We start from the raw sequence: 23,092 nt of genomic DNA on the forward strand, positions 1-23,092 counted from the left end.
CGGGGGTACGAGATCACAGACGGATCCCCGCGAATCAATCACAACGCGAGCTCGTTTCACAGATTCGTCACACCACGCCCGACTCGACTTTTGGCGCACAACCTCCGGCCGCAAACGGCAAAACCGGTCAGTTTTCCCGCGCTCTACCTCCCGCTGCATGGCGGAATCGTGGTTAACGGCGCGCTGTCATCCGGACACACATTGACACTCGGAAATATCGCCAATACGGTCATGGTTGCCAAACAGTGAAATTTTGTTGGCCGCCGCATTTTTCTCGAACATTCATTGGGCTTTGTCGCGGCGTGAGTGGTGAAGGCGACTACGTAAATGGCAAGCGCATTGGATCTTGCTGATGTCACGGCTCCGCGGACATCGCGGCTTTCCCACATTGCGAGCGAGTCGATGCGGTCTCCAGTCGCGGCCGATCAACTTCAACGTGTGAACGGCTTCACACGTCCCCGTATCCAAAAATTGTAAATACTGACTGGCTTCCACGCCGGTTGCAGGAGTGCACATGACGACCATACCCGCCTATACAATCGGTGGTTTAACCCGTCCCGAACTCCATCTTGATCCGAGCGGCAATATCATCCTGGATCCGTCCGCGCAGGCATTCGTCGATGCGTATGGTCTGCAATATCTCTATCTCGGCTGCCCTCCCGGCACGCCCTTTCCGCCGATCCACGGCTTCCTGTCGGCGCCGACCGACACCAATTCCGGCGCCAACACGGTCGTTGAAGGCGCCGCCGTCAACAGCTCGGTCAATATCACCGCACATTCCGACAGCCTGATCGGCCTCCCGGTCACCTATTCGCTGACGTCCGATTCCTCGCATGGCGGCTTCAAGATCGATGCCAATACCGGCGTGGTGACGATCGCCGACCCCACCAAGGTCGATTTCGAGAGCTCCGGCGGCAGCTATGTCGTCAATGTGCAGGCCACCGACGGCATCTTCGTCTCGTCGCAGAGCTTCACGATCGCGGTCAGCAATGCGCCGCCGTCGACACCGACCGACAGCAACGCCGCCGCCAACGCCGTCAACGAAGGCGCTGCCGTCAACACGCTGGTCGGCATCACCGCAGCGGCGGCCGACGTCAATGGCCCCGGCGTCACCTATTCGCTGACGGCGGACACCTCCAACGGCGGCTTCAAGATCGATCCCAACACCGGCGTCGTCAGCGTCGCCAATTCCGGCAAGATCGACTTCGAGACCGCGCCGGGCCACGCCTACAGCATCACGGTGCAGGCCAGCGATGGCCATGGCGGCGTCAGCTCGCAGACCTTCACCATCAACGTCAACGACCTGCCGGTCTCTACGCCGGTCGACGTCAATGCCGCCGCCAACGCCGTCGTCGAGGGCGCCGCCGCCAACACGCTGGTCGGCATTACCGCTTCCGCGGTCGACCCGAACGGCCCCGCAACCACCTACTCGCTGACATCAGACAGCTCCGGCGGCGGCTTCAAGATCGACGCGAGCACCGGCGTCGTCACCGTCGCCGATCCCACCAAGCTCGACTTCGAGAGCAGCGCGCCCGGCCACGCCTACACGATCAGCGTGCACGCGACGGCCGGCGCGACCTCGTCGACGCAGACCTTCACCATCAACGTCACCGACGCCCCGCCGTCCGCCCCCACCGACACCGACGCCACCGCCAACTCGGTCACCGAGGGCGCGGCTGCGGGCACCGCCGTCGGCGTCACGGCGCACGCGACCGACATCAACGGCGGAGCCGTGACCTATTCGCTGGTCGGCGACACCTCAGGCGGCGGCTTCACCATCAACGCGGCGACCGGCGTCGTCACCGTCGCCGATCCGACCAAGCTCGATTTCGAAACCTCGCACGGCAGCTACACCATCACCGCGCAGGCCAGCGACGGCACGCTGGCGAGCACGCAGACCTTCACCGTCAACGTCACCGACGTCGCGCCATCGACCCCGGTCGACAACAATGCCGCCGCCAACGCCGTCGTCGAAGGCGCGGCCGTGGGCACCACGGTGGGCATCACCGCGTCCTCGACCGACGTCAACGGTCCCGGCGTGACTTATTCGCTGACCGGCGATACTTCCGGCGGCGGCTTCACCATCAACGCCACCACCGGTGTCATCACCGTCGCCGATCCCACCAAGATCGACTACGAAAGCGCTCCCGGCCACGCCTACACCGTCACCGCGCAGGCCAGCGACGGCACGCTGACGAATTCGCAGACCTTCACCATCGGCGTCAACGAAGCCCCGCCGTCGAGCCCGGTCGACAGCGATGCCGCCGCCAATGCGGTTGCCGAAGGCGCCGCCGCCGGCACCGCGGTCGGCGTCACCGCATCGTCGACCGACGTCAACGGTCCGCCGGTGACCTATGCGCTGATCGGCGACACCTCCGGTGGTGGCTTCACCATCAACGCGACGACGGGCGTCATCACTGTCGCCGATCCCACCAAGATCGATTACGAGAGCAGCGGCGCGGGCCATTCCTATACGGTGACCGCGCAAGCCAGCGACGGCACGACCGCGAGCTCGCAAACCTTTACGATCGGTGTCACCGACGTTGCGCCGTCGGCCCCCGTCGACAGCGACGTCGGCGCCAACAGCGTCGTCGAAGGCGCGGCCAACGGTTCGACCGTGGGCATCATCGCGTCGGCAACCGACATCAACGGCCCGGCCGTGACCTATTCGCTCACCGGCGACACTTCCGGCGGCGGCTTCACCATCAATGCCGCGACCGGTGTCATCACCGTCGCCGACAGCAGCAAGATCGACTACGAGACCGCGGCGGGGCATGCCTACACCGTCACCGCGCAGGCCAGCGACGGCACGCTGACGAATTCGCAGACCTTCACCATCGCCGTCTCCGACGTCGCGCCGTCGGCCCCCGTCGACAGCAACGCCGGCGCCAACACCGTCGTCGAAGGTGCCGCCGCCGGCACCACGGTCGGCATCACCGCGTCGTCGACCGACATCAATGGTCCGGCCGTGACCTATTCGCTGACCGGCGACACCTCCGGCGGCGGTTTCACCATCAACGCCACCACTGGCGTCATCACCGTCGCCGACCCGACCAAGCTCGATTACGAAAGTGCGCCCGGCCACGCCTATACAGTGACTGCGCAGGCCAGCGACGGCACGCTCACGAACTCGCAGACCTTCACCATCGCCGTCAACGACGCCCCGCCGTCGGCCCCGGTCGATGCCGACGCCGGTGCCAATTCGATCACCGAAGGCGCGGCCAACGGCTCAACCGTCGGCATCACCGCGTCGTCGATCGACGTCAATGGCCCGGCGGTGACCTATTCGCTGATCGGCGACACCTCTGGTGGCGGCTTCACCATCAACGCGACGACCGGCGTCATCACTGTCGCCGATTCCACCAAGATCGATTTCGAAAGCTCGGGCGGCAGCTACACCGTCGTTGCCCAGTCCAGCGACGGGACGCTGGCGAACTCGCAAACCTTCACCATCGCCGTCACCGACGTCGCGCCATCGACCCCGGTCGATAGCGACGCTGGCGTCAACCGGGTCGCGATCGGCGCGCCGGCCGGCTCGGGAACCGGCGTGACGGCATCCTCGACCGACGTCAACGGTCCCGCCGTGACCTATTCGCTGGTCGGCGACACCTCCGGCGGCGCCTTCACCATCAACGCGGCCACTGGCAAGGTCACGGTCGCCGATCCTACCAAGATCAACATTGCTGATCCGTCCTATGACGTCACGGTCGATGCCAGCGACGGCACCTTGCACAACCAGCAGACCTTCACCATCGCGGTCGTTGTCGACCAGGCGCCGGTCGTCACCGCCGGCCACACGCTGAACTACACCGAGAACCAGGCCGCGACCGTGCTCGATTCGGCCGTCACCGTCACCGACGGCGACGACGCCAATCTGGTGTCCGCGACGGTGCAGATCACCGGCGGCTACGTCAACGGCGAGGACGTGCTCGCCTTCGCCAACACCGCCACCATCACCGGCACGTTCAATGCCGCGACCGGAACGCTGACGCTGACCGGCACCGACACGGTCGCCAACTATCAGGCCGCGCTGGCCGCGGTGACCTATCACAACACCAGCGACAACCCGTCGGGCGCGGCGCGCACCGTCACGATAACAGCCAATGACGGCACGCTCGACAGCAGCCCGGTGACCGACACCATCAACGTCACCCCGGTCAACGACCCGCCCGTTGTGGTCGCCGGCCACACCCTGAACTACACCGAGAACCAGGCCGCGACCGCGTTCGACCCGGCGATCACCGTAACAGACGTCGACAACGCCACGCTGGCCGGCGCGACCGTGCAGATCACCGGCAACTACGCCAACGGCCAGGACGTCCTCGCCTTCACCACCCAGAACGGCATCACCGGCTCGTTCAATGCGGGAACCGGCTTGCTGACGCTGACAGGCACAGCCACGCTTGCCCAATACCAGGCGGCGCTCGCCTCGGTGACCTATCAGAACACCAGCGACAACCCGTCGGGCCTGGCGCGCACGGTCACCATCATCACCAATGACGGCTCCGCCAACTCGGCTGCGGTCACCGACACCATCAATGTCACCCCGGTCAACGATCCGCCGGTCACGACGGCCGGCGGCACGCTGAACTATACCGAGAACCAGGCCGCATCCGTGATCGATGCGTCGGTCAACGTCTCCGACGTCGACAGTGCCAGCATGTCGAGCGCGACGGTTGCCATCACCGGCGGCTTCGCCGCCGGCCAGGATGTGCTGGGCTTCGTCAACCAGAACGGCATCAGCGGATCGTACAACTCCGCGACCGGCGTGCTGACGCTGACCGGCTCCTCCAGCGTTGCCAACTACAAGGCCGCGCTGGATTCGATCACCTATTTCAACTCGAGCGACAACCCGTCCGGCGCAGATCGCACCGTCAGCTTCACGGTCAACGACGGCAGCGCCAACAGCAACACCTCGACCTCGACCATCCATGTCACGCCGGTCAACGACGCGCCTGTCGTCAGCTTCGGCGCCATCACCGGATTCTCCGAGCCGCCGAACGGCACGCCGGCTTCGACCTCTACGCCGGTCACGATCACGCCAAACCTGACGATCTCGGACGCCGAAGGCAACAACATCACCGATGCGACCTTCGTGCTGAACAATCTGAAGGCGTCGGACGCGCTCTCGATCGCAGGTCACGCCGGCACCAGCGGCGACATCGGCGGGATCCACTTCGACATCACCAGCACCGCCGGCACCGAAACGATCAGCTTCACCGGCACCGACACGCTGGCGCACTACAATGCGGTGCTCGACCTGATCCAGTTCAACAACACCAGCGAAAATCCCGACAGCACCGCGCGTTCCTATAGCCTGACCGTGCACGATGACGGCGGCACCGCGAATGGCGGCAACAACACCGGGACGGCATCGACGACGGAAAGCGTGACCGCCGTGGACGATGCGCCGACCGCGGCGGTGCCGGCGGACAATTCGCTCGGCACTGCGTTCTCGCACACCGACTTTGCGATATCAGGCCTTTCGGTCGCCGACGTCGATTCCGACCCCGGCACCGTCACGGCCACGATTTCCTCCAGCCACGCGAACCTGACCTTCACCACCACGGGGCTGGCCAGCTTCACCAACAACGACAGCCACACAGTGACGCTGACCGGCACGGCCGCACAGGTCAACACCGCGCTGGCGACGCTGACATACAACAGCGATGACGGCTTCGCCGGCTCGGATACCGTCACGCTGAACGTCAGCGACAACGGCCACACCGGCACCGGCGGGCCGCTCACCTCAGGCGCCCAGACCTTCCATGTCGGCGTCGTGCCGCAGGTGTTCTACATCGACAACTCGGCCACGGCGCTGGCCAACAGCCACAATCTCGGCACCGCTGCCGACCCGTACACCTCGATCGCCGCCTTCAACGCGGCGAACCCGGCAGGGAGCGGCGACTACGTCGTGCTGAGGTCCGGCACCTACACCGAGGCCAACGGCATCAACCTCGCCAACGGCGTCAACCTGGTCGGCGGCAGCCACGCCCTGACCTTCACCAACCCGGTGACCGGTGCCCTGGTCACCGCCAACACCGCAACCGGCACCGATCCGGTGATCAAGGTGACCGGCGCCGACAACGGCATCGACCTGCTCGGCACGTCGGGCCACAGCATCAGCGGCGTCAGCATCGACACCTCGGCCTCGACCGGCATCGGCATCAGCGACGACGGCTTCAATGTCGGCACCGTCTCGATGTCCGACATCACGGTCAAGACCGCCAGCGGCGCCGGCATGAGCTTCACCCATGGCGGCACGATCTCGCTGACCGGCACCGCCAACTCGATCACGTCAGGCACCGGCACCGCGCTCGACGTCGAGAACACCCAGATCGGCTCGTCGAACCTCACCTTCAAGAGCATCACCTCGAGCGGCGGCTCCGGCAACGGCATCATCCTCTCCAACACCGGCACCGCAGCCGGCAATGGCGGCCTGCACGTCACCGGTGACGGCTCGACGGCGGGCAGCGGCGGCACCATCGCCAACAAGACCGGCGCCGACGGCAGCACCACGCAGGGCAGCGGCATCTACCTGAACAACACCAAGGACGTGCAAATCTCCTACGTGTCGATGCACGACTTCCAGAACTACGGCATCGTCGGCACCGCCGTCACCGGCTTCACCCTCGGCAACACCACGGTGACCGGCACCAACGGCACCAGCGTCGGCGGCATCGGCGAGGGCGACGTCTACTTCACCGGCCTGTCCGGCACGGCGTCGATCACGAACTCGACCCTCACCGGCGCAGCCTATGATGCCCTGCACGTGTTCAACGACGGCAGCCAGACGCTGAACCGCATTACCGTGACCGGCTCGACCTTCGCGACCAATTCCGCGGCCGGCAATGCGTCCAACGACGCGATCGCCTTCCAGGCGACCGGCGGCACGTTCAACGCTACGGTCCAGAACTCGACCGTCACCTCCGCGCGCGGCGACATGTTCCAGCTCAATCTGCTTGGCACGGTGTCGTCGGACCTGGTCATGACGGGCGACAATTTCAGCAATACCAACCAGAACATCGTCAGCGGCGGTGGCGGCCTGACGATCGGCGGCGGCGGCGCAGCCAACGACATCACGCTGACCTACAACATCTCGAACAACACCATCAAAGGCGCTCTGGGCGGGGCTCTCGCAGTCACCAAAGGCACCGGCACCGACGGGCACTTCACCGGCACGATCAGCGGCAACACGATCGGCACGCAAGGCTCTGCCGGCAGCGGTTCGACGCAGGGCTACGGCATCAGCGTGTTCGAAGACGGCGCGGGTTCGTCGAGCACGACCATCACCAACAATCATATCTCCGGCGTCGTCGGCGGCATCTATACGCTGGTGCATAACGGCGCTGCCGGCGACATGACCGCGGTGATCCAGGGCAACACGGTCGATACGCTCGATTCGACGAACGGGTTTGCCGGCATCTATGTGCAGAACGGCTCAAATACCGGAGCGGGCGGCGACAACAATCTGCTGAACGCCACGATCGGCGGCGCCGGCGCGCTGAAGAACACCGTCGATCTCGGCGGCAATACGGGCCTCGGCCTGGTCGCCGGCATCTTCCTCGAGCAGGAGGGCGTTTCGAAAACCGGCTTGATCGGCAGTCCCAACTATGCCGGCACGCCGTATAATTTCTCGGCGGTCGCGAGCTACGTGGCGAGCAACAACACCGTGACCGGCACCGGAAACGGCGCGGTTGCCACACAGGCCATCGGTGACCCCGGGCAATCCGCAGGCGGCGGCTATTTTGGCGGCGCGCAGTTCCTGCTCGCCAGTTCGGGTGGCGTTGCGGCAGCCTCGCCGACGGCGGGCGAAACCCACCTGACCCAGAGCGAGCTCGACTCGGTCGTGTCGGCGGCTATTGCCCAATGGGCGAAGGCAGGCGCCGGCGCGGGTCAACTCGCCGCGCTGCATGCCGTCACTTTCAGCGTCGCGGACCTCGCTGGCCAGGTCGTCGGCCTGGAAAGCTCCGGCCACATTACGATCGATGTCGATGCCGCCGGCCACGGCTGGTTCGTCGATCCGACCCCATCGGACAATTCGGAGTTCACGCACGCCCTCAATGCGTCCGGCAGCAATCTGCAGACCGATCCGTCGGCGGCAGCGGCGGGTCATCTCGATCTCCTGACCGCCGTTGTGCATGAACTGGGACACGTGATCGGCCTCGCAGACCTGACCTCGCCCTCCGATGCCAATGATTTGATGTATATCAACCTCGCCGACGGCGAGCGCCGGCTGCCGACCGCGACTGACCTGCCGAAGGACCACAGCATGGATCCCGGTCAGGCCCAGCAGAACTTCGTGTTCGTGCCGACCACCGTGGCCCCGAGCCAGCAGCAGGCCAGCGCGCCGGTTGCCAACACGGCGATGGGGCAGAGCTTCAACTTCTCGGCATTCGCCCAGGCGGCGCCGCAGACCGACACCAGCCACGCGACGAACACCCAAGCGTTGTCAGATCTGTTCAGCGGGCATTCCGATGCCCCCAACCCGTGGGCCGGACACGAGACGGTGTTGGCCGCCATGGGCGGCATGCCGACCGACAATCACGTCCAGACCCAGCTGCATCATGACCTGATCGTCTGATCGGACGCCGTATCGACCAGGATAACATCGACCACGACAACGCCTGCCGAATCGCTTCGGCAGGCGTTGTTCGTTCGGCGCGGTCGAGTCCGGATTCCCGCCGCAGAGAACTCAGATCATCGCGCAGGATGCGCTCGCAGATGTCCGTTTCATGACGTGAACTCCGCAGCCAGTGATCGCACAAGGATCGCACACTAAGGATCGCGTGCCAGCAATCGCGGCTCGCAAGCCACGCTCAACCGGCGATTGAAGAAAAATTGCCAACCCGGCACAATCGTTGAGGTTGCACTTCGTAGAAAACACGCTATCGTGCACACGCTGTCGACACGGCATCATTGTCTCGTATTTTTCATAAATCTTACGACGTATTCGCGGAGGACCGATGGCTGATCCGTTTCTTTCCGAAATCCGCATGATGTCGTTCGGCTTTGCTCCCAAGGGCTGGGCTTTTTGCAACGGGCAACTGCTTCCGCTCAATCAGAACCAGGCGCTGTTTTCATTGCTTGGCACTGTCTACGGCGGCAACGGACAGACCACCTTCGGGCTCCCCAATCTGCAGGGCCGCACCCCGATGCATGTCGGCAACGGCCATGTGCTCGGTGAACTCGGCGGCGAGCAGGCACACACGCTTTCGATCAACGAAATGCCGCAGCACACCCACATCGCGAACGCCACCAACACCAATGGCGCACTTCTGGTGCCGGCCAACAACGTTCTCGGCGCCTTGAACAACGCATACGCCGCGCCCACGGCGCTGACCGCGCTCGCGCCGGGAAGCATTTCCACGGTCGGCGGCAGCCAGGCCCATCAGAACATGCAACCTTTCCTGACGGTCAATTTCTGCATCGCCCTGCAGGGCGTCTTCCCTTCGCAGAATTGACGGAGATCTCTCATGCCACAACCCTTTATAGGCGAAATCAAAATGTTCGCCGGCAATTTCGCGCCGGCCGGCTGGCAGTTCTGCGACGGCAGCCTGCTGGCGATCTCCGAGAATGACGCGCTGTTCAACCTGATCGGCACCACCTATGGCGGCGATGGCCAAAACACCTTTGCCGTCCCCGACCTGCGTGGCCGGCTGCCGCTTCATATGGGCACCAATGCGGGCACCGCGTTCACGATCGGCGAAATCGGCGGCGCCGAGCAAGTCACCCTCACGACGCAGACGATCCCGGCACATACCCATACGATGCAGGCGTCAACGAACACCGGCAGCGGCTCGAATCCGCAAGGCAACGTGCTCGACCAGATGAGCGGCGCGCTGCTGCTCTACAAGGAGCAAACGCCGACTACGCCGCTGAGTCCGGTGGTGATCGGGCCGGCCGGCGGCAGCCAGCCTCACAGCAACATCCAGCCCTTTCTGTGCGTCGGTTTCATTATTTCGCTGTTCGGCATCTTCCCGAGCCAGAGCTAGGAGCGCGACACCATGGCTGACCCCTTCGTCGCCGAGATCCGCATCTTTCCGTTCAACTTCGCCCCCAAGGGCTGGGCGTTCTGCAACGGTCAGCTTGTGCCGCTCTCGCAGAACACGGCGCTGTTCTCGCTGCTCGGCACCACCTATGGCGGCAACGGCACGTCGAACTTCGCGCTTCCGAACATGCAGGGCAACGCGCCACTGGCACCAGGACAGGGACCCGGCCTCTCGCTGTACGACCTCGGCGAGAACGGCGGCTCCGACACGGTAACTCTGCTGCAAACGGAACTCGCCTCGCACCCCCACGACATGATGGCGATCAACCTGCAGGCGGACCAGGCTGCGCCGACATCGACCCGAGGCATCGCACGATCATTGAACGGCGCGGCCTATGTCGTCGGCACTCCGACGCCCACGCTGGTGCAGATGAGCACCAACATGATCGGACTGACGGGCTCCGGCCTGCCGCACAACAATCTGATGCCCTACCTCACGCTGAATTTCTGCATTTCGCTGCAAGGCGTCTTCCCACCACGGGGCTGAGGTCGTTTTGGCGCTCCCCGCTTCCTCCACTGACGCACCTGCATTCGGCTGGGCGCGCGCGGCTCGATCCGGCTGCCGGTTTCGCCGCCTGTCGGAGGCCGATCTGCCGTTCCTCGGCCGGCTCTATGCCTCGACCCGCGCCGAGGAACTGGCGCCGGTGCCGTGGAGCGAGGCGGACAAGGCGGCCTTTCTCGAGCAGCAATTCCAGGCCCAGCACGCACACTACCAGCAGTTTTATCCAAATGCCGACTGGCTGGTGATCGCGCGCGACGATGAGGACATCGGCCGGCTCTACATCGAGCGCTGGCCGAACCAGCACCGCATCATCGACATCGCCTTCATGCCGGCCCATCGCGGCAACGGCTACGGTGAGGCGCTGCTGCGCGACGCGATCGACGAGGCGGATGCAGCCGGCAAGGATGTCTCGATCCATGTCGAGAAATTCAACCCGGCGATGCGGCTCTACCGCCGGCTCGGCTTCACCACCGAGGAAGACAAGGGCGTGTACGATCTGATGCGCTGGCGCGCCGCAGGAATTTCCGGTCGTCAGGTGAAAATGGCCTGATAGCCGTTGCCGTCGGCGACCGGCCCGATCGGCACCAGGAAGATCTCCATCATGCCGAGCGCCGGATGATGCACGGAGTAGATCGCCTGCGGCAGCCAGGCTCCCTTCGGGCCCGCGAACAGCAGCGAGAACGCGCCGCCCGACCGGCCGCTGTTGCCCGCGGGCTCGACCTTGGCAAGCTTCAGCGCCACGACGCCTTCCGCCGCCTGCATCTCGAACTCCGCGTCCTGATGCGGCGTGAAGTCATCAATCCGCAATGTCGCGAGGTCGACGGTGGATGTCATGCGCACGTTCCCAATTGCATTCGACGTGTAACACGCCGCGCGATATTGCCGTCAAGGTTTCCGTCAGTCATCCAACTCGAAGCTCTCATCGTCATTCCCCGGTGCGCAATTGCGCACCTGAGGGCTCTCGCTTCGCGAGCCCCGGGATGACGTAAGGTGAGCACACTGGCAAGGCTCCCTCCCCCCTTGCGGGGGAGGGTTGGCCCCGGGCTAAACTGTTCGATGAGCGCACCGCCCTCGCAAAATTTCGTTTGCTGTCGCCGTGACAGATACGGAGAGAGCGCGTCGTGTGGCACCCCTCTCCCTAACCCTCTCCCGCAAGGGGAGAGGGAACCCTGCCGCCGATGCGTCCCTCACGCGAGCGAGCCACTGAGTTGCCCGACGGCGCAAGCCCCTCGGGTAAAAATATTTCGCTTTATCAGAAACACAACTCAGTGTATGAATCCGCCCATCTCACCCGATCGAGGGGCGCTTCGCGATCGTCACGAACGTGGTGTGAGATGCGGTGGACGCCGAGCGTGTGACTGACGAGAGCACGCGAAGCGGACGGTGAAGTCGTGTGGTCCTGACGCCCTAGCGGCCGGTGTCCCCTTGTGAGACGCAATTGCGTCTTGTGAAGGCGGTGACAAACAAGCCCAGTCTCGCCGGGGAGAGCACGAAATAAGCCGTAACCCATCGCGCAGGGAAAGCCGGATTGCTCCGGTTACACCTGTGGTCCTACCCCCGAGCTTGCTACCTTTTGCTCGGGGCCCATGGGTGCGATCGGCACCCGGCTTTCCCTGCGCCCTCTGTCTTAAGAGAGGGCAAGTAAACGCAAGACTCGGACGCAGCGCGCCGCGAGGATGCGGAAGCGCATGCTTTTCGCTGTCGGACACTTGAATCAGCCAATACCGTCATCCTGAGGTGCGAGCCTTGCGGTGCACTTGCACCGCTGGGCGAGCCTCGAAGGGTGCACGGCCCGGCTAGCGGCCGTCGATCCTTCGAGACGCGGCTGGCGCCGCTCCTCAGGATGACGGTTCGCCCACTTTCGCCAGGACGACGCGGTGGATGCGGCGCCTCCGACCGGGCGACCTGGAGGACCTGATGACGACCCCGATTTCCTCCGCTAACCTGCCCGCAAAGCGCCGCCAACAAGGCGGAGCATCCTAAGGGAGGACAGGCGCGTGCATCGAGGCCGTGTCGTATTCGGCGCCATGGACGAGGTCGTGTTCGGGCGCCCCGCCGCTGAGGCGATCGTCGAGCAGCTCGACCGGCTGGGCGCGCAGCGCGCCTTCCTGATGGTGTCGGGCACCCTGAACCGCGAAACCGACGAGATCGAGAAGGTCCGCCAGGCGCTCGGCGCGCGCTGCGTCGCCACCTTCGACAGGATGCCGGGGCATACGCCACGTGCCGCGGTCATCGCGGCGACGGAACAGGCGCGTGATGCGAAGGCCGATCTGATCGTCACCATCGGCGGCGGCTCGATCACCGACGGTGCCAAGGCGGTGCAGCTATGCCTCGCCAACAACGTCACGACATCAGACGGCATCGAGGCGATCCGCACCCATGGCGGCGTCGCGCCCGAGATGAAGCCGCCTGTCGTGCGCCAGATCAGCGTGCCGACCACGATCGCCGGCGGCGAGTTCTCCTCGATCGCCGGCGTCACCAACGAAGCCAAGCGGCAGAAGGAGATGCTGCGCCATCCGCTGGTGATGCCGCGCGCCACCATCCTCGATCCTGAACTGTCGGTACACACGCCCGACTGGCTGTTCCTGTCGACCGGCATCCGCGCCGTCGACCATTGCGTCGAGGGCATCTGCTCGCGCGAGGCGCATCCTTACGGCGACGCCCAGGCGCTGAAGGGACTGGAGATGCTGGCGCTGGGCCTGCCGCGGGTGAAAGCCGACCCGAAGGACATTTCGGCGCGGATGGATTGCCAGATCGGCACCTGGCTCTCGACCGGCCCGCTCGCGTCCGGCGTGCCGATGGGCGCGAGCCACGGCATCGGCTACGTGCTCGGCGCCGAGTTCGACGTGCCGCACGGCTACACGTCATGCGTGATGCTGCCTGCGGTGATGCGCTGGAACAAGCCCGACAATGCCGACCGGCAGGCGCTGGTCTCGGCTGCGATGGGCTACCCCGGCGAGGATGCCGGCGACGTGCTCGACCACTTCATCCGCGACCTCGGCATGCCGCGCAGCCTTCAGGAGGTGCACGTCGGCCCCGAGCATTTCGACCGTATCGCGGCGGGTGCGATGCGCACGCCCTGGGTGCCGCGCAATCCGCGCAAGATCGACAGTCCATCCCAGATCCGCGAGATTCTGATGATGGCCGCCTAAAGCAAAAACGAATCGTGAGTGAGGGGGAAGTAACGTTCGATGTATACCGGCAAGCATGCTTACCTGCGCCCGCTGCAACCCGCCTTCATCATGGCCGGGACCGGCGAGATCGTCACCTATCGTGAGCTGGAGGCGCGCTGCAACCGCCTCGCTCATTTGTTCCGCAAGCAGGGCCTGCGGCGGCTCGACCATTATTCGATCTTCATGGAGAACAACAACCGCTACCTCGAGGCCTGCGGCGCCGGCGAGCGGTCGGGCCTGTACTTCACCTGCGTCAACTCCTTCCTCACGCCGGGCGAGCTCGCCTACATCCTGACCAACAGCCAGTCGCGGGTCCTGATCACCTCGAAGCTGAAGCTCGACATCGCGCGCGAGGCGCTGAAGGAGTGTCCGCACGTCGAGCTCTGCATCGTGGTCGACGGCGACAGCGAGAGAGATCGCATCGTCGGGCTCGCGCAGGCGACCGCCGGCCTGCCGGCAACCCCGATAGCGGACGAGGCGCTGGGCACCGCGATGCTGTATTCGTCCGGCACCACCGGCCGGCCCAAGGGCATCGTGCGGCCGCTGCCGGAAGAGCCGCCGGGGCAAAACCTGCCGCTGTTCGATTTCCTGATCAAGCTCTGGCACTACCGCGAGGGCATGGTCTACCTCTCGCCGGCGCCGCTCTATCACTCCGCGCCGCAGGCCGCGGTCAATCTCACCATCCGCATGGGCGGCACCGTCGTCATCATGGAGAGTTTCGATCCGGAGCGCTATCTCGAGCTGATCGAGAAATGGGGCATCACCCACAGCCAGCTGGTGCCGACCATGTTCTCGCGCATGCTGAAGCTGCCCGAGGAGGTCCGCACCCGCTACGATCTGTCGTCGCTGGAGATCGCGATCCATGCCGCAGCGCCCTGTCCGGCGCTGGTCAAGGACGACATGATCAAATGGTGGGGTCCGATCATCCACGAATATTACGGCGCGACCGAGGGCCTCGGCTTCACCGCCTGCAACAGCCAGGAATGGCTCGCGCATCGCGGCACCGTCGGCAAGGTCCTGCTCGGCGACCTGCATATTCTCGACGAGAACATGCAGCCTTGCCCGAGGGGCACGCCCGGCACCGTCTGGTTCAAGACCGGCTCGCCCTTCGAGTATTTCAACGATCCGGCAAAAACCAGCGAGGCCCGCTCGGCGGACGGCAGCATGAGCACGGTCGGCGACGTCGGCTATGTCGATGACGACAACTTCCTCTATCTCACCGACCGCGCCACCTTCATGATCATCTCCGGCGGCGTGAACATCTATCCGCAGGAATGCGAGAACCTGCTGATCACCCATCCCAAGGTCGCCGACGCCGCGGTGTTCGGGGTGCCCAATGTCGATCTCGGCGAGGAGGTGAAGGCGGTGGTGCAGCCGGCCGACGGCATCGCGCCGGGGCCTGAGCTCGCCGAGGAGCTGATCGCATTCTGCGCCGGCGCGCTGTCGCGCCAGAAGGTGCCGCGCTCGGTGGATTTCGAGGCCGAGCTGCCGCGGCTGCCGACCGGAAAGCTCTACAAGCGCCTGCTGCGCGACCGCTACTGGGGCAACAAGACCTCGCGGATCGTCTGAGCGGGCGATGCGGCGGACCGGAGCGATGCTGCGAGGCAGACCGGAGGGCGCAACGGACTCGCCCGTCGCGCGGATTTCGCGCTATGCTCGGCAATCGCAAGCCAGCTTCGCCGGAGGCCGCCATGCCGTCGCCCCAGCCGCGCGAGCCCGAGCCGGTACAGGCCGGAAGGCTCGAATTCACCGCCGCCGAGATCGGTGCTCTCGCCCACCTCTACCGCGGCGAGGTCTACCGCAGCACGGTCTGGCGCACCCGCCTCGACAGCTCGACCAACTGGGCAGTTGTCACGACCGGGATCGCGCTGTCGGCGACCTACAGCAACGCAGAGGCCTCACCCCTGCCGATGGTGCTGGTCGGCCTGCTGGTGACCGTGTTCCTGTTGTTCGAGGCGCGGCGCTACCGCTACTTCAATGTCTGGCGCGCCCGCGCGCGGCTGCTCGAAACCGATTTCTACGCGCCGATGATTCGCGGCGAAGGCCCCTCGCCGAACTCGGCCTGGACCGAGCTGCTGGCCAACGACTATCGTCACCCGAGCTATCATATCAGTTACGCCCGTGCGATCGGCCGGCGGCTGCGCCGGACCTATGGCTGGATCTTCGCGATCCAGGCCATCGCCTATTACGGCAAGCTCGCCATTCACCCGCTGCCACTCAACGCAATGGCGGAGATTTGGGACCGCGCCTCGATCGGTCCGATTCCGGGAACCATCGTCGTTCTGGCCGGCGTCGCTTTCCATTCGAGCTGGGCACTATTCGCCTTCGTCACGCATCGCATGGAGGTCGCCAGGCGGCGCACGCGTCACAACCTGATCGCGATGGGGTGAGGCGCCGCGCCTCGCGTTGCCGCTGGCGGGCTTTTCCCCTAACCTCACATCAACAAGAAAAGTCAGGGAGGATGTGCCGATGGACGTGATCCCACTGCGTCAGGGGTTTGGAGCCGAACTGCGCGGCGTCACGCTGTCAGATGTTGCCGCCAGCGATGCCGCCTATGCGGCGGTGCGCGCGGCGTTCGAGGAACATTCGGTGCTGGTGTTCCGCTGCCAGCAGGTCGACGACGACATCCAGCTCGCCTTCTCGCGCCGCTTCGGCCCGCCCGAGGTGACCAAGGTCGGCTCGATGGGCACCGGCTCGCATTTCGTGATCCTCTCGACCTTCGGACACGACGGCAAGGTCGTTCCGTCCGATCACCGGCAGCAGCTGCGCGCCAGGGCCAACCAGCTCTGGCACACCGACTCCTCGTTCAAGCGCGTGCCGGCGCTGACCTCGATCCTGTCCGCGCGCATCATCCCCGAACATGGCGGCGAGACCGAATTCGTCTCGATGCGGCTTGCCTTCGAGCGGCTCGACAAGGACGTGGCGAAGCGGCTGGAGAATTCGTTCGCCTGGCACTCCTACGCGCATTCGCGCAGCAAGGTGGCGACGGGGCTCGCAACGACCGAGGAAACCGATGCGCTGCCGCCGGTATGCTGGCGCATGGTCTGGCGCAATCCCGTCAACGGCCGCGGCGCGCTGTATCTCGCCTCCCACGCCTATGGCGTCGAAGGCATGGATGCCGAGGCCGGCAAGGCGCTGATCGAGCAATTGACGGAGGCTGCGACCGCGCCCGGCGTCAGCTACCTGCACCAATGGAAGCAGGGCGATGTCGTGATGTGGGACAATCGCGCCACCATGCATCGCGGCCGCCCCTGGCCGGCGCATGAGGGCCGCCTGATGATCCGCACCACGATCTCCGCGACCGAGGCCGATGGCGTCGCGAGCGTGAGCCCACCCTCGTCGCAGGCGGCGGAGTGAACGCAAATGTTTCCCCGTCATCCTGAGGAGCGCGTAGCGCGTCTCGAAGGATGGACGGCCCGACCGGTGGCCGTGCATCCTTCGAGGCTCGCCCAGCGGCGCAAGTGCACCGCAAGGCTCGCACCTCAGGATGAGAACAAGTATACGGCGACGTTCGCAACCGGCGACAAACTGTCGCTGATTGCGGGGCGCTTCACGCCGCGCGCCTCGGCATTAGCGATCAAATTCGAACGGAGATTCGCCGCCGCATAGCAAAACAACCTGAGTTCCCCGTAATCACACGCATTGTTCCCGGTCCCTGGATATTTTTGATGCTCTGGCGTCATCCGAATTGCCAATCCCTTCGCGAGCCTCGCTGGTTGCCCGGCAGCCTCACCGTGGTATCGTCGATGCCAATCGGCCATTGAGACCGAAATGTGGGAGGGACCATGCGGAGCGTGCAAGCGCTGGCCGTCGCGGTGTTGTCTGTGCTGACCATCAGCGGCGCTTCACTCGCAGCCGAACCGAAATCCGGCGGCATCTTCCGGATCTATCACCGCGACAGTCCCGGCAGTGCCTCGATCCACGAGGGCGCGACCTATTCGCTGAACGTGCCATTCATGCCGATCTTCAACAATCTCGTCAATTTCGACCAGCACATCGCCCAAAACAGCGCCAGCACGATCCGGCCCGAGCTTGCGGAGAGCTGGGCCTGGAGCGGCGACAACAAGACGCTGACTTTCAAGCTGCGCAAGGACGTGAAATGGCACGACGGCAAGCCATTCACCGCGGCCGACGTCAAATGCACATTCGACATGCTGATGGGCAAGTCGCAGCAAAAATTCCGGCAGAATCCGCGGAAATCCTGGTACGACCAGGTCGACGAGGTCACCACCAACGGTGACCTCGAGGCGTCGTTCAAGCTGAAGCGGCCGCAGCCCGCGCTATTGTCGCTGCTCGCCTCGGGCTATACGCCGATCTATCCCTGCCACGTGTCGCCAGGCGACATGCGAACCAAGCCTGTCGGCACCGGCCCGTTCAAGTTCGTCGAGTTCAAGGCCAACGAATCGATCAAGCTCACCAAGAACCCCGATTACTTCAAGAAGGGCCTGCCCTATCTCGACGGCATCGAGTTCACCATCATCACCAACCGCTCGACGGCGATCCTCGGCTTCGTCTCGGGCAAGTTCGACATGACATTCCCGACCGAGGTCTCGATCCCGCTGCTCAAGGACGTCAAGTCACAGGCGCCCAATGCCGTCTGCGTGGTGGAACCGAACAACGTCTCCACCAACATCATCATCAATTCGAGCGGACCGCCATTCGACAACATCGACATCCGCCGCGCGCTGGCGCTGGCGCTCGACCGCAAGGCGTTCATCCAGATCATGTTCGAGGGCCAAGGCGATATCGGCGGCACCATGGAGCCAGCACCGGACGGCCTGTGGGCGATGCCCAAGGACATGCTTGAATCGATCCCCGGCTACGGCCCCGACATCGAGAAGAACCGCGAGGAAGCCCGCAAGCTGATGCAGAAAGCGGGTTACGGCCCGGACAAGCACCTGCAGATCAAGGTGTCGACCCGCAACATCGCGGTCTACCGCGATCCTGCGATCATCCTGATCGACCAGATCAAGAGCATCTATATCGACGCCGAGCTCGACGTCGTCGACACCGCGCAATGGTTTCCGAAGATCGCGCGCAAGGACTATTCGCTCGGCCTCAACCTCACCGGCAATGCCGTCGACGAGCCCGATCAGTCCTTCTACGAGAACTATGCCTGCGGCTCGGAGCGGAACTACACTAATTATTGCAACAAGGACATCGAGAAGCTGTTCGACCAGCAGTCGGAAGAGACCAACCTCGACAAGCGCAAGAAGCTGGTCTGGGAGATCGACAAGAAGCTGCAGGAAGACGTCGCGCGTCCGATCATCTTCCATGCCCGCACCGGCACCTGCTGGCAACCCTACGTGAAGAATGTCACGATCATGTCCAACAGCTCCTATAACGGCTATCGTTACGAAGACGTCTGGCTGGACAAGTAGCGCGAAGAAGATTCGAGACCGGGGAGAGAGCCAGGGTGTTTGCCTATATCGTGCGGCGGCTATTCCTGATGCTCGTGACCCTGTTCGGGATCTCGGTCATCATCTTCGTGCTGCTGCGGGTCGTTCCGGGCAACATCGTCGACATCCTGTTCGATGCCGCGGGCTTCGTCGATCCCGCCGACAAGGCCAATCTCGAGCGCGAGCTCGGCCTGAGCCAGCCGATCGTGATCCAGTACCTGCATTGGATCGGCGGCCTGCTGCGCGGCGACCTCGGTTATTCCTATGTCTCGGAAAAACCGGCGCTGGAGGAAATCCTGCCGCGGATTCCGATCACCGCGCGGCTTGCTGGGCTGGCGCTGCTGTTCTCGGCCTCGATCGGCATCCCGCTCGGCGTCATCAGCGCCGTGCACCAGGGTTCAAAGCTCGACTACGCGCTGCGCGTGGTCAGCCTCAGCGGCCTGTCGCTGCCGTCGTTCTGGCTCGGCCTGCTGGTCCTGATGGCCTCGGTCTCGCTGTTCGGCACGATGCCGATCTTCAACCCCAACCCGAAAACCTGGACCGAGGCACTCGCGATCTATGCCGTGCCGGCGATGGCAGTCGCCTTCCGCAGCGCGGCACTGACCATGCGCATCACCCGCTCCTCGATGCTGGAAATCCTGCGCCAGGACTATATCCGCACCGCGCGCGCCAAGGGCGCCTCCGAGGCCTCCGTGAACTATCATCATGCGCTGAAGAACGCAGTGCTGCCGGTCATCACCGTGATCGGCATCGAGGCCGCGTTCCTGATCGGCGGCCTGATCGTGACGGAGACCGTGTTCAACATCCCCGGCATCGCCCGCTTCCTGGTCGAGGCGCTGCGCTGGCGCGACTACCCGATCGTGCAGAACCTCGTGATGTTCATCGCGGTGGTTGTGGTTGTCGTGAATTTCATTGTCGACATGCTCTATGCGGCGATCGACCCGCGCATCCGGTTTGGAGACTAAACGCGTGGCCACGATTAATTTCGAGAGCGAGCTGCGACGCGCCGGGGCCAACGCCACCGGCGGCTGGGGGCGGGTTGCCTTCCTCGCGCAGCGCCACGTGCTTGGCACCATCGGCCTGATCATCATGCTGCTGTTCGTGCTGACCGCGCTATCGGCCAACGTCATCAGCCGCTACGACCCGCTCAGCGTCGATTCCGCGCACCGGTTGGCCGCCCCCTCCATGCTGCACTGGTTCGGCACCGATTCCTTCGGCCGCGACGTCTGGAGCCGCATCGTCCATGGCGCACGGATTTCGCTCGCGGTCGGCATCGGCTCCACGACCCTGGGCGCCACGCTCGGCGTGATCGTGGGTCTCACCTCCGGCTATCTTTCCGGCTGGGTCGACCTTGTGTTCCAGCGGGTGACCGACATCCTGCAATCGCTGCCGCTGCTGGTGCTCGCGCTTGTCATGACCGCGGCGCTCGGCCCCTCGTTGCCGAACGTGATCCTTGCGATCGCAATCCCCTTGATTCCGACCGTTGCCCGCGTGATCCGCGCCAACACGCTGGCGCTGCGCGAGCAGCCGTTCGTCGAGGCGGCCAAATCGATCGGCATGAGCGAGACGCGGATCGCGCTGCGCCATGTGCTGCCGAACACCATCGCACCGCTAATCGTGCTCGCCACCGCGCAGCTCGGCTCGACCATCCTGACCGAGGCGTCGCTGTCGTTCCTTGGCCTCGGCATTCCCGAGCCTTATCCCTCCTGGGGTCGCATGCTGTCGGAATCCGCCGCCGAATATGTCCGCACCGCGCCGTGGCTCGTGATATTCCCCGGCATTGCCATCAGCCTCGCGGTGTTCGGCACCAATCTGTTCGGCGACGCGCTGCGCGACATCCTCGATCCGAGGCAGCGCGGCTGATGAGCAAGGCTGTGACGCTCGATACGGTTCTCGACGTGAAGAACCTGCAGACGGTGTTCTTCACCAATTCCGGCCTGTTCCGCGCGGTCGACGACGTCTCCTTCTCGGTCGGCCGCGGCGAGACGCTCGCGATCGTCGGCGAATCCGGCTGTGGCAAGAGCGTCAGCGCGCTCTCGATCATGCGCCTGGTGCCCGATCCGCCCGGTCGCATCGTCGGCGGCTCGGTCACGCTCGAGGGCACCAACCTCTTGAAGCTCGATGATGCCGCGATGCGCGACATCAGGGGCAACCGCATCTCGATGATCTTCCAGGAGCCGATGACATCGCTCAATCCGGTGATGCGGATCGGCGACCAGATCATCGAGGCGGTGCGCCTGCATCAGAAGGTGAGCAGCAAGGAGGCCTGGAAGCAGGCCGTCGACATGCTGCGGCTGGTGCGCATCCCGGAACCGGAACGCCGCGCCCGGGAATATCCGCATCAGCTCTCCGGCGGCATGCGCCAGCGCGCCATGATCGCGATGGCGTTGGCGTGCCGGCCGGCGCTCTTGATCGCGGACGAGCCGACCACGGCGCTCGACGTCACCATCCAGGCGCAGATCCTCGCGCTGATCGTCGATCTGCAGAAGCGGCTCGGCACCGGGCTGATCCTGATCACCCATGACCTCGGTGTCGTCGCGCAGACCGCGCAGCGCGTGATCGTGATGTATGCCGGCAAGAAGGTCGAGGAGGCGACCGTCGAGGCGCTGTTCGAGACGCCGCTGCACCCCTACACGCGCGGGCTGATGGCCTCGATGCCCGCGGTGATCGCGCTCGGCGCGACGACCGATGCGCGGTTGACCGAAATTCCCGGCATGGTGCCGTCGCTGACCAATCTGCCGCCCGGCTGCGCCTTCGCGCCACGCTGCAAGCTCGCGATCGACCGCTGCCGTCAGGAGTATCCGCCGCTCGATGAAATCAAGAGCAAGCACTGGGCGGCATGCTGGCGCGCCGGCGAGATGGCGGAGGCGTCATGACCGAGCAGCGCCCGCTCCTCGAGGTCACCGATCTCGTCAAGCATTACGCGGTGCGCGGCGGCGTGCTGCGCCGCCAGGTCGGCACCGTGCATGCGGTCGACGGCGTCAGCTTTTCGCTTGGCGCGGGCGAGACGCTTGGCCTGGTCGGCGAATCCGGCTGCGGCAAGTCGACGGTGGCGCGCACCGTGCTACGGCTGGTCGAACCGACCAGCGGCGCGATCAAGCTGGACGGCGAGGACATCGCGCCGCTCAGCAAGTCCGCGCTGCGGCCATATCGCCGCTCGATGCAGATCGTGTTCCAGGACCCGTTCGCCTCGCTCAACCCGCGCATGACGGCCGGCGACATTGTCGGCGAGCCGCTGATTGTGCACGGCCTCGCCACCGGCGCGAAGAAGCAGGAGCGCGTCGCGGAACTGTTCCAGCAGGTCGGCCTGCGGCCCGACCAGATGAAGAATTTTCCGCATCAGTTCTCCGGCGGGCAGCGCCAGCGCATCTGCATCGCACGCGCGCTGTCGCTCGGGCCGCGGCTGATCGTCTGCGATGAGCCGGTTTCCGCGCTCGACGTCTCGATCCAGGCGCAGGTGATCAACCTCTTGATCGACCTGCAGCGCCAGCAGAACTTCTCCTACCTCTTCATCGCGCACGACCTCGCGGTCGTCGCCCATATCAGCCACCGCGTCGCGGTGATGTATCTCGGCCGCATTGTCGAGATCGCGGACAAGCACGAGTTGTTCGCCAATCCGCGCCATCCCTACACCCAAGCGCTGCTCGCCTCGGTGCCGATCGCCGACCCTAAGGCCAAGCGGCTCGCACCGATGATCGACGGCGACGTGCCGAGCCCGATCAACCCGCCCTCAGGCTGCGCCTTCCACACCCGCTGCCGCTACGCGATGGATCGCTGCAAGACGGAGCGCCCGGTGCTGCAAACGGCGGGCACGGGTCATCAGGTCGCCTGCTGGCTGAATGACGGGACCGGACGGATTGATCAATAATTCAGCGTCGTCCCGGCGAAGGCCGGGACCCATAACCACAAATGTTCGTTGTTGCAACGAGCTGCGGCCCCAGCACGCTTCAGCAATCAGCATCGGTGG

15 protein-coding genes are annotated in these 23,092 nt (G+C 64.8%); 14 read left to right on the forward strand and 1 reads right to left on the reverse strand.

What is annotated here, in order from left to right:
- Positions 1–514: 514 nt before the first annotated feature.
- The 5 genes from V5279_RS42730 to V5279_RS42750 all read left to right on the forward strand — a co-directional run bounded on the left by V5279_RS42730 (position 515) and on the right by V5279_RS42750 (position 11,103).
- Positions 515–8,584 carry a cadherin domain-containing protein gene (locus tag V5279_RS42730; RefSeq protein ID WP_338692987.1) on the forward strand — a complete coding sequence of 2,690 codons (8,070 nt, stop codon included), beginning with the start codon at positions 515–517 and terminating at the stop codon, positions 8,582–8,584.
- 382 nt (positions 8,585–8,966) lie between these two features.
- Positions 8,967–9,464 (forward strand): phage tail protein, encoded by a 498-nt coding sequence (locus V5279_RS42735; protein WP_338692988.1) that lies wholly within the window; start codon positions 8,967–8,969, stop codon positions 9,462–9,464.
- Between the two features lie 42 nt (positions 9,465–9,506).
- Complete coding sequence (locus V5279_RS42740) at positions 9,507–9,995, forward strand: phage tail protein (RefSeq protein ID WP_338692990.1); 489 nt, start codon at positions 9,507–9,509, stop codon at positions 9,993–9,995.
- A 12-nt stretch (positions 9,996–10,007) separates the two neighbouring features.
- A complete protein-coding gene (locus V5279_RS42745; RefSeq protein ID WP_338692992.1) occupies positions 10,008–10,538 on the forward strand; it encodes a phage tail protein in 531 nt (176 codons plus the stop codon).
- Positions 10,539–10,545: 7 nt separating this feature from the next.
- Entirely contained in the window at positions 10,546–11,103 is a 558-nt protein-coding gene (locus V5279_RS42750) for a GNAT family N-acetyltransferase (protein ID WP_338692995.1), read from the forward strand.
- Here V5279_RS42750 and V5279_RS42755 read toward each other — a convergent pair.
- The gene (locus V5279_RS42755; protein WP_338692997.1) at positions 11,085–11,387 is read right to left on the reverse strand and encodes a DUF6916 family protein; all 303 of its coding nucleotides are present in this window, start codon (positions 11,385–11,387) and stop codon (positions 11,085–11,087) included. The genes V5279_RS42750 and V5279_RS42755 overlap by 19 nt on opposite strands.
- A gap of 1,163 nt (positions 11,388–12,550) precedes the next feature.
- Here V5279_RS42755 and V5279_RS42760 point away from each other — a divergent pair.
- The 9 genes from V5279_RS42760 to V5279_RS42800 all read left to right on the forward strand — a co-directional run bounded on the left by V5279_RS42760 (position 12,551) and on the right by V5279_RS42800 (position 22,993).
- Entirely contained in the window at positions 12,551–13,705 is a 1,155-nt protein-coding gene (locus V5279_RS42760; protein ID WP_338692999.1) for an iron-containing alcohol dehydrogenase, read from the forward strand.
- A 39-nt stretch (positions 13,706–13,744) separates the two neighbouring features.
- Positions 13,745–15,295, forward strand: coding sequence for an AMP-binding protein (locus tag V5279_RS42765; RefSeq protein ID WP_338693001.1), 1,551 nt, complete (start codon positions 13,745–13,747; stop codon positions 15,293–15,295).
- Between the two features lie 122 nt (positions 15,296–15,417).
- Positions 15,418–16,116, forward strand: coding sequence for a DUF2270 domain-containing protein (locus V5279_RS42770; protein ID WP_338693003.1), 699 nt, complete (start codon positions 15,418–15,420; stop codon positions 16,114–16,116).
- A gap of 79 nt (positions 16,117–16,195) precedes the next feature.
- The gene (locus V5279_RS42775; protein ID WP_338693005.1) at positions 16,196–17,083 is read left to right on the forward strand and encodes a TauD/TfdA family dioxygenase; all 888 of its coding nucleotides are present in this window, start codon (positions 16,196–16,198) and stop codon (positions 17,081–17,083) included.
- 428 nt (positions 17,084–17,511) lie between these two features.
- Positions 17,512–19,107, forward strand: a complete 1,596-nt coding sequence (locus tag V5279_RS42780) for an ABC transporter substrate-binding protein (protein WP_338693007.1) — start codon at positions 17,512–17,514, stop codon at positions 19,105–19,107.
- Positions 19,108–19,142: 35 nt separating this feature from the next.
- The gene (locus V5279_RS42785) at positions 19,143–20,090 is read left to right on the forward strand and encodes an ABC transporter permease (RefSeq protein WP_166213444.1); all 948 of its coding nucleotides are present in this window, start codon (positions 19,143–19,145) and stop codon (positions 20,088–20,090) included.
- Between the two features lie 4 nt (positions 20,091–20,094).
- Complete coding sequence (locus V5279_RS42790) at positions 20,095–20,988, forward strand: ABC transporter permease (RefSeq protein WP_338693012.1); 894 nt, start codon at positions 20,095–20,097, stop codon at positions 20,986–20,988.
- Positions 20,988–22,001 (forward strand): ABC transporter ATP-binding protein, encoded by a 1,014-nt coding sequence (locus V5279_RS42795; RefSeq protein WP_338693014.1) that lies wholly within the window; start codon positions 20,988–20,990, stop codon positions 21,999–22,001. Before V5279_RS42790 ends, V5279_RS42795 begins: the two co-directional genes overlap by 1 nt.
- Positions 21,998–22,993 (forward strand): dipeptide ABC transporter ATP-binding protein, encoded by a 996-nt coding sequence (locus V5279_RS42800; protein ID WP_338693016.1) that lies wholly within the window; start codon positions 21,998–22,000, stop codon positions 22,991–22,993. Before V5279_RS42795 ends, V5279_RS42800 begins: the two co-directional genes overlap by 4 nt.
- Positions 22,994–23,092 lie beyond the last annotated feature (99 nt).

The organism is Bradyrhizobium sp. 26S5 (assembly GCF_036923295.1).
GTDB lineage: Bacteria > Pseudomonadota > Alphaproteobacteria > Rhizobiales > Xanthobacteraceae > Bradyrhizobium > Bradyrhizobium septentrionale.

What these genes read in the sequence shown, in the direction of transcription:
- V5279_RS42730 (WP_338692987.1), top strand. Translation starts at nt 515, where the DNA reads ATGACGACCATACCCGCCTATACAATCGGTGGTTTAACCCGTCCCGAA.
- V5279_RS42735 (WP_338692988.1), top strand. Translation starts at nt 8,967, where the DNA reads ATGGCTGATCCGTTTCTTTCCGAAATCCGCATGATGTCGTTCGGCTTT.
- V5279_RS42740 (WP_338692990.1), top strand. Translation starts at nt 9,507, where the DNA reads ATGTTCGCCGGCAATTTCGCGCCGGCCGGCTGGCAGTTCTGCGACGGC.
- V5279_RS42745 (WP_338692992.1), top strand. Translation starts at nt 10,008, where the DNA reads ATGGCTGACCCCTTCGTCGCCGAGATCCGCATCTTTCCGTTCAACTTC.
- V5279_RS42755 (WP_338692997.1), bottom strand. Translation starts at nt 11,387, where the DNA reads ATGACATCCACCGTCGACCTCGCGACATTGCGGATTGATGACTTCACG.
- V5279_RS42765 (WP_338693001.1), top strand. Translation starts at nt 13,745, where the DNA reads ATGTATACCGGCAAGCATGCTTACCTGCGCCCGCTGCAACCCGCCTTC.
- V5279_RS42770 (WP_338693003.1), top strand. Translation starts at nt 15,418, where the DNA reads ATGCCGTCGCCCCAGCCGCGCGAGCCCGAGCCGGTACAGGCCGGAAGG.
- V5279_RS42775 (WP_338693005.1), top strand. Translation starts at nt 16,196, where the DNA reads ATGGACGTGATCCCACTGCGTCAGGGGTTTGGAGCCGAACTGCGCGGC.
- V5279_RS42780 (WP_338693007.1), top strand. Translation starts at nt 17,512, where the DNA reads ATGCGGAGCGTGCAAGCGCTGGCCGTCGCGGTGTTGTCTGTGCTGACC.
- V5279_RS42795 (WP_338693014.1), top strand. Translation starts at nt 20,988, where the DNA reads ATGAGCAAGGCTGTGACGCTCGATACGGTTCTCGACGTGAAGAACCTG.
- V5279_RS42800 (WP_338693016.1), top strand. Translation starts at nt 21,998, where the DNA reads ATGACCGAGCAGCGCCCGCTCCTCGAGGTCACCGATCTCGTCAAGCAT.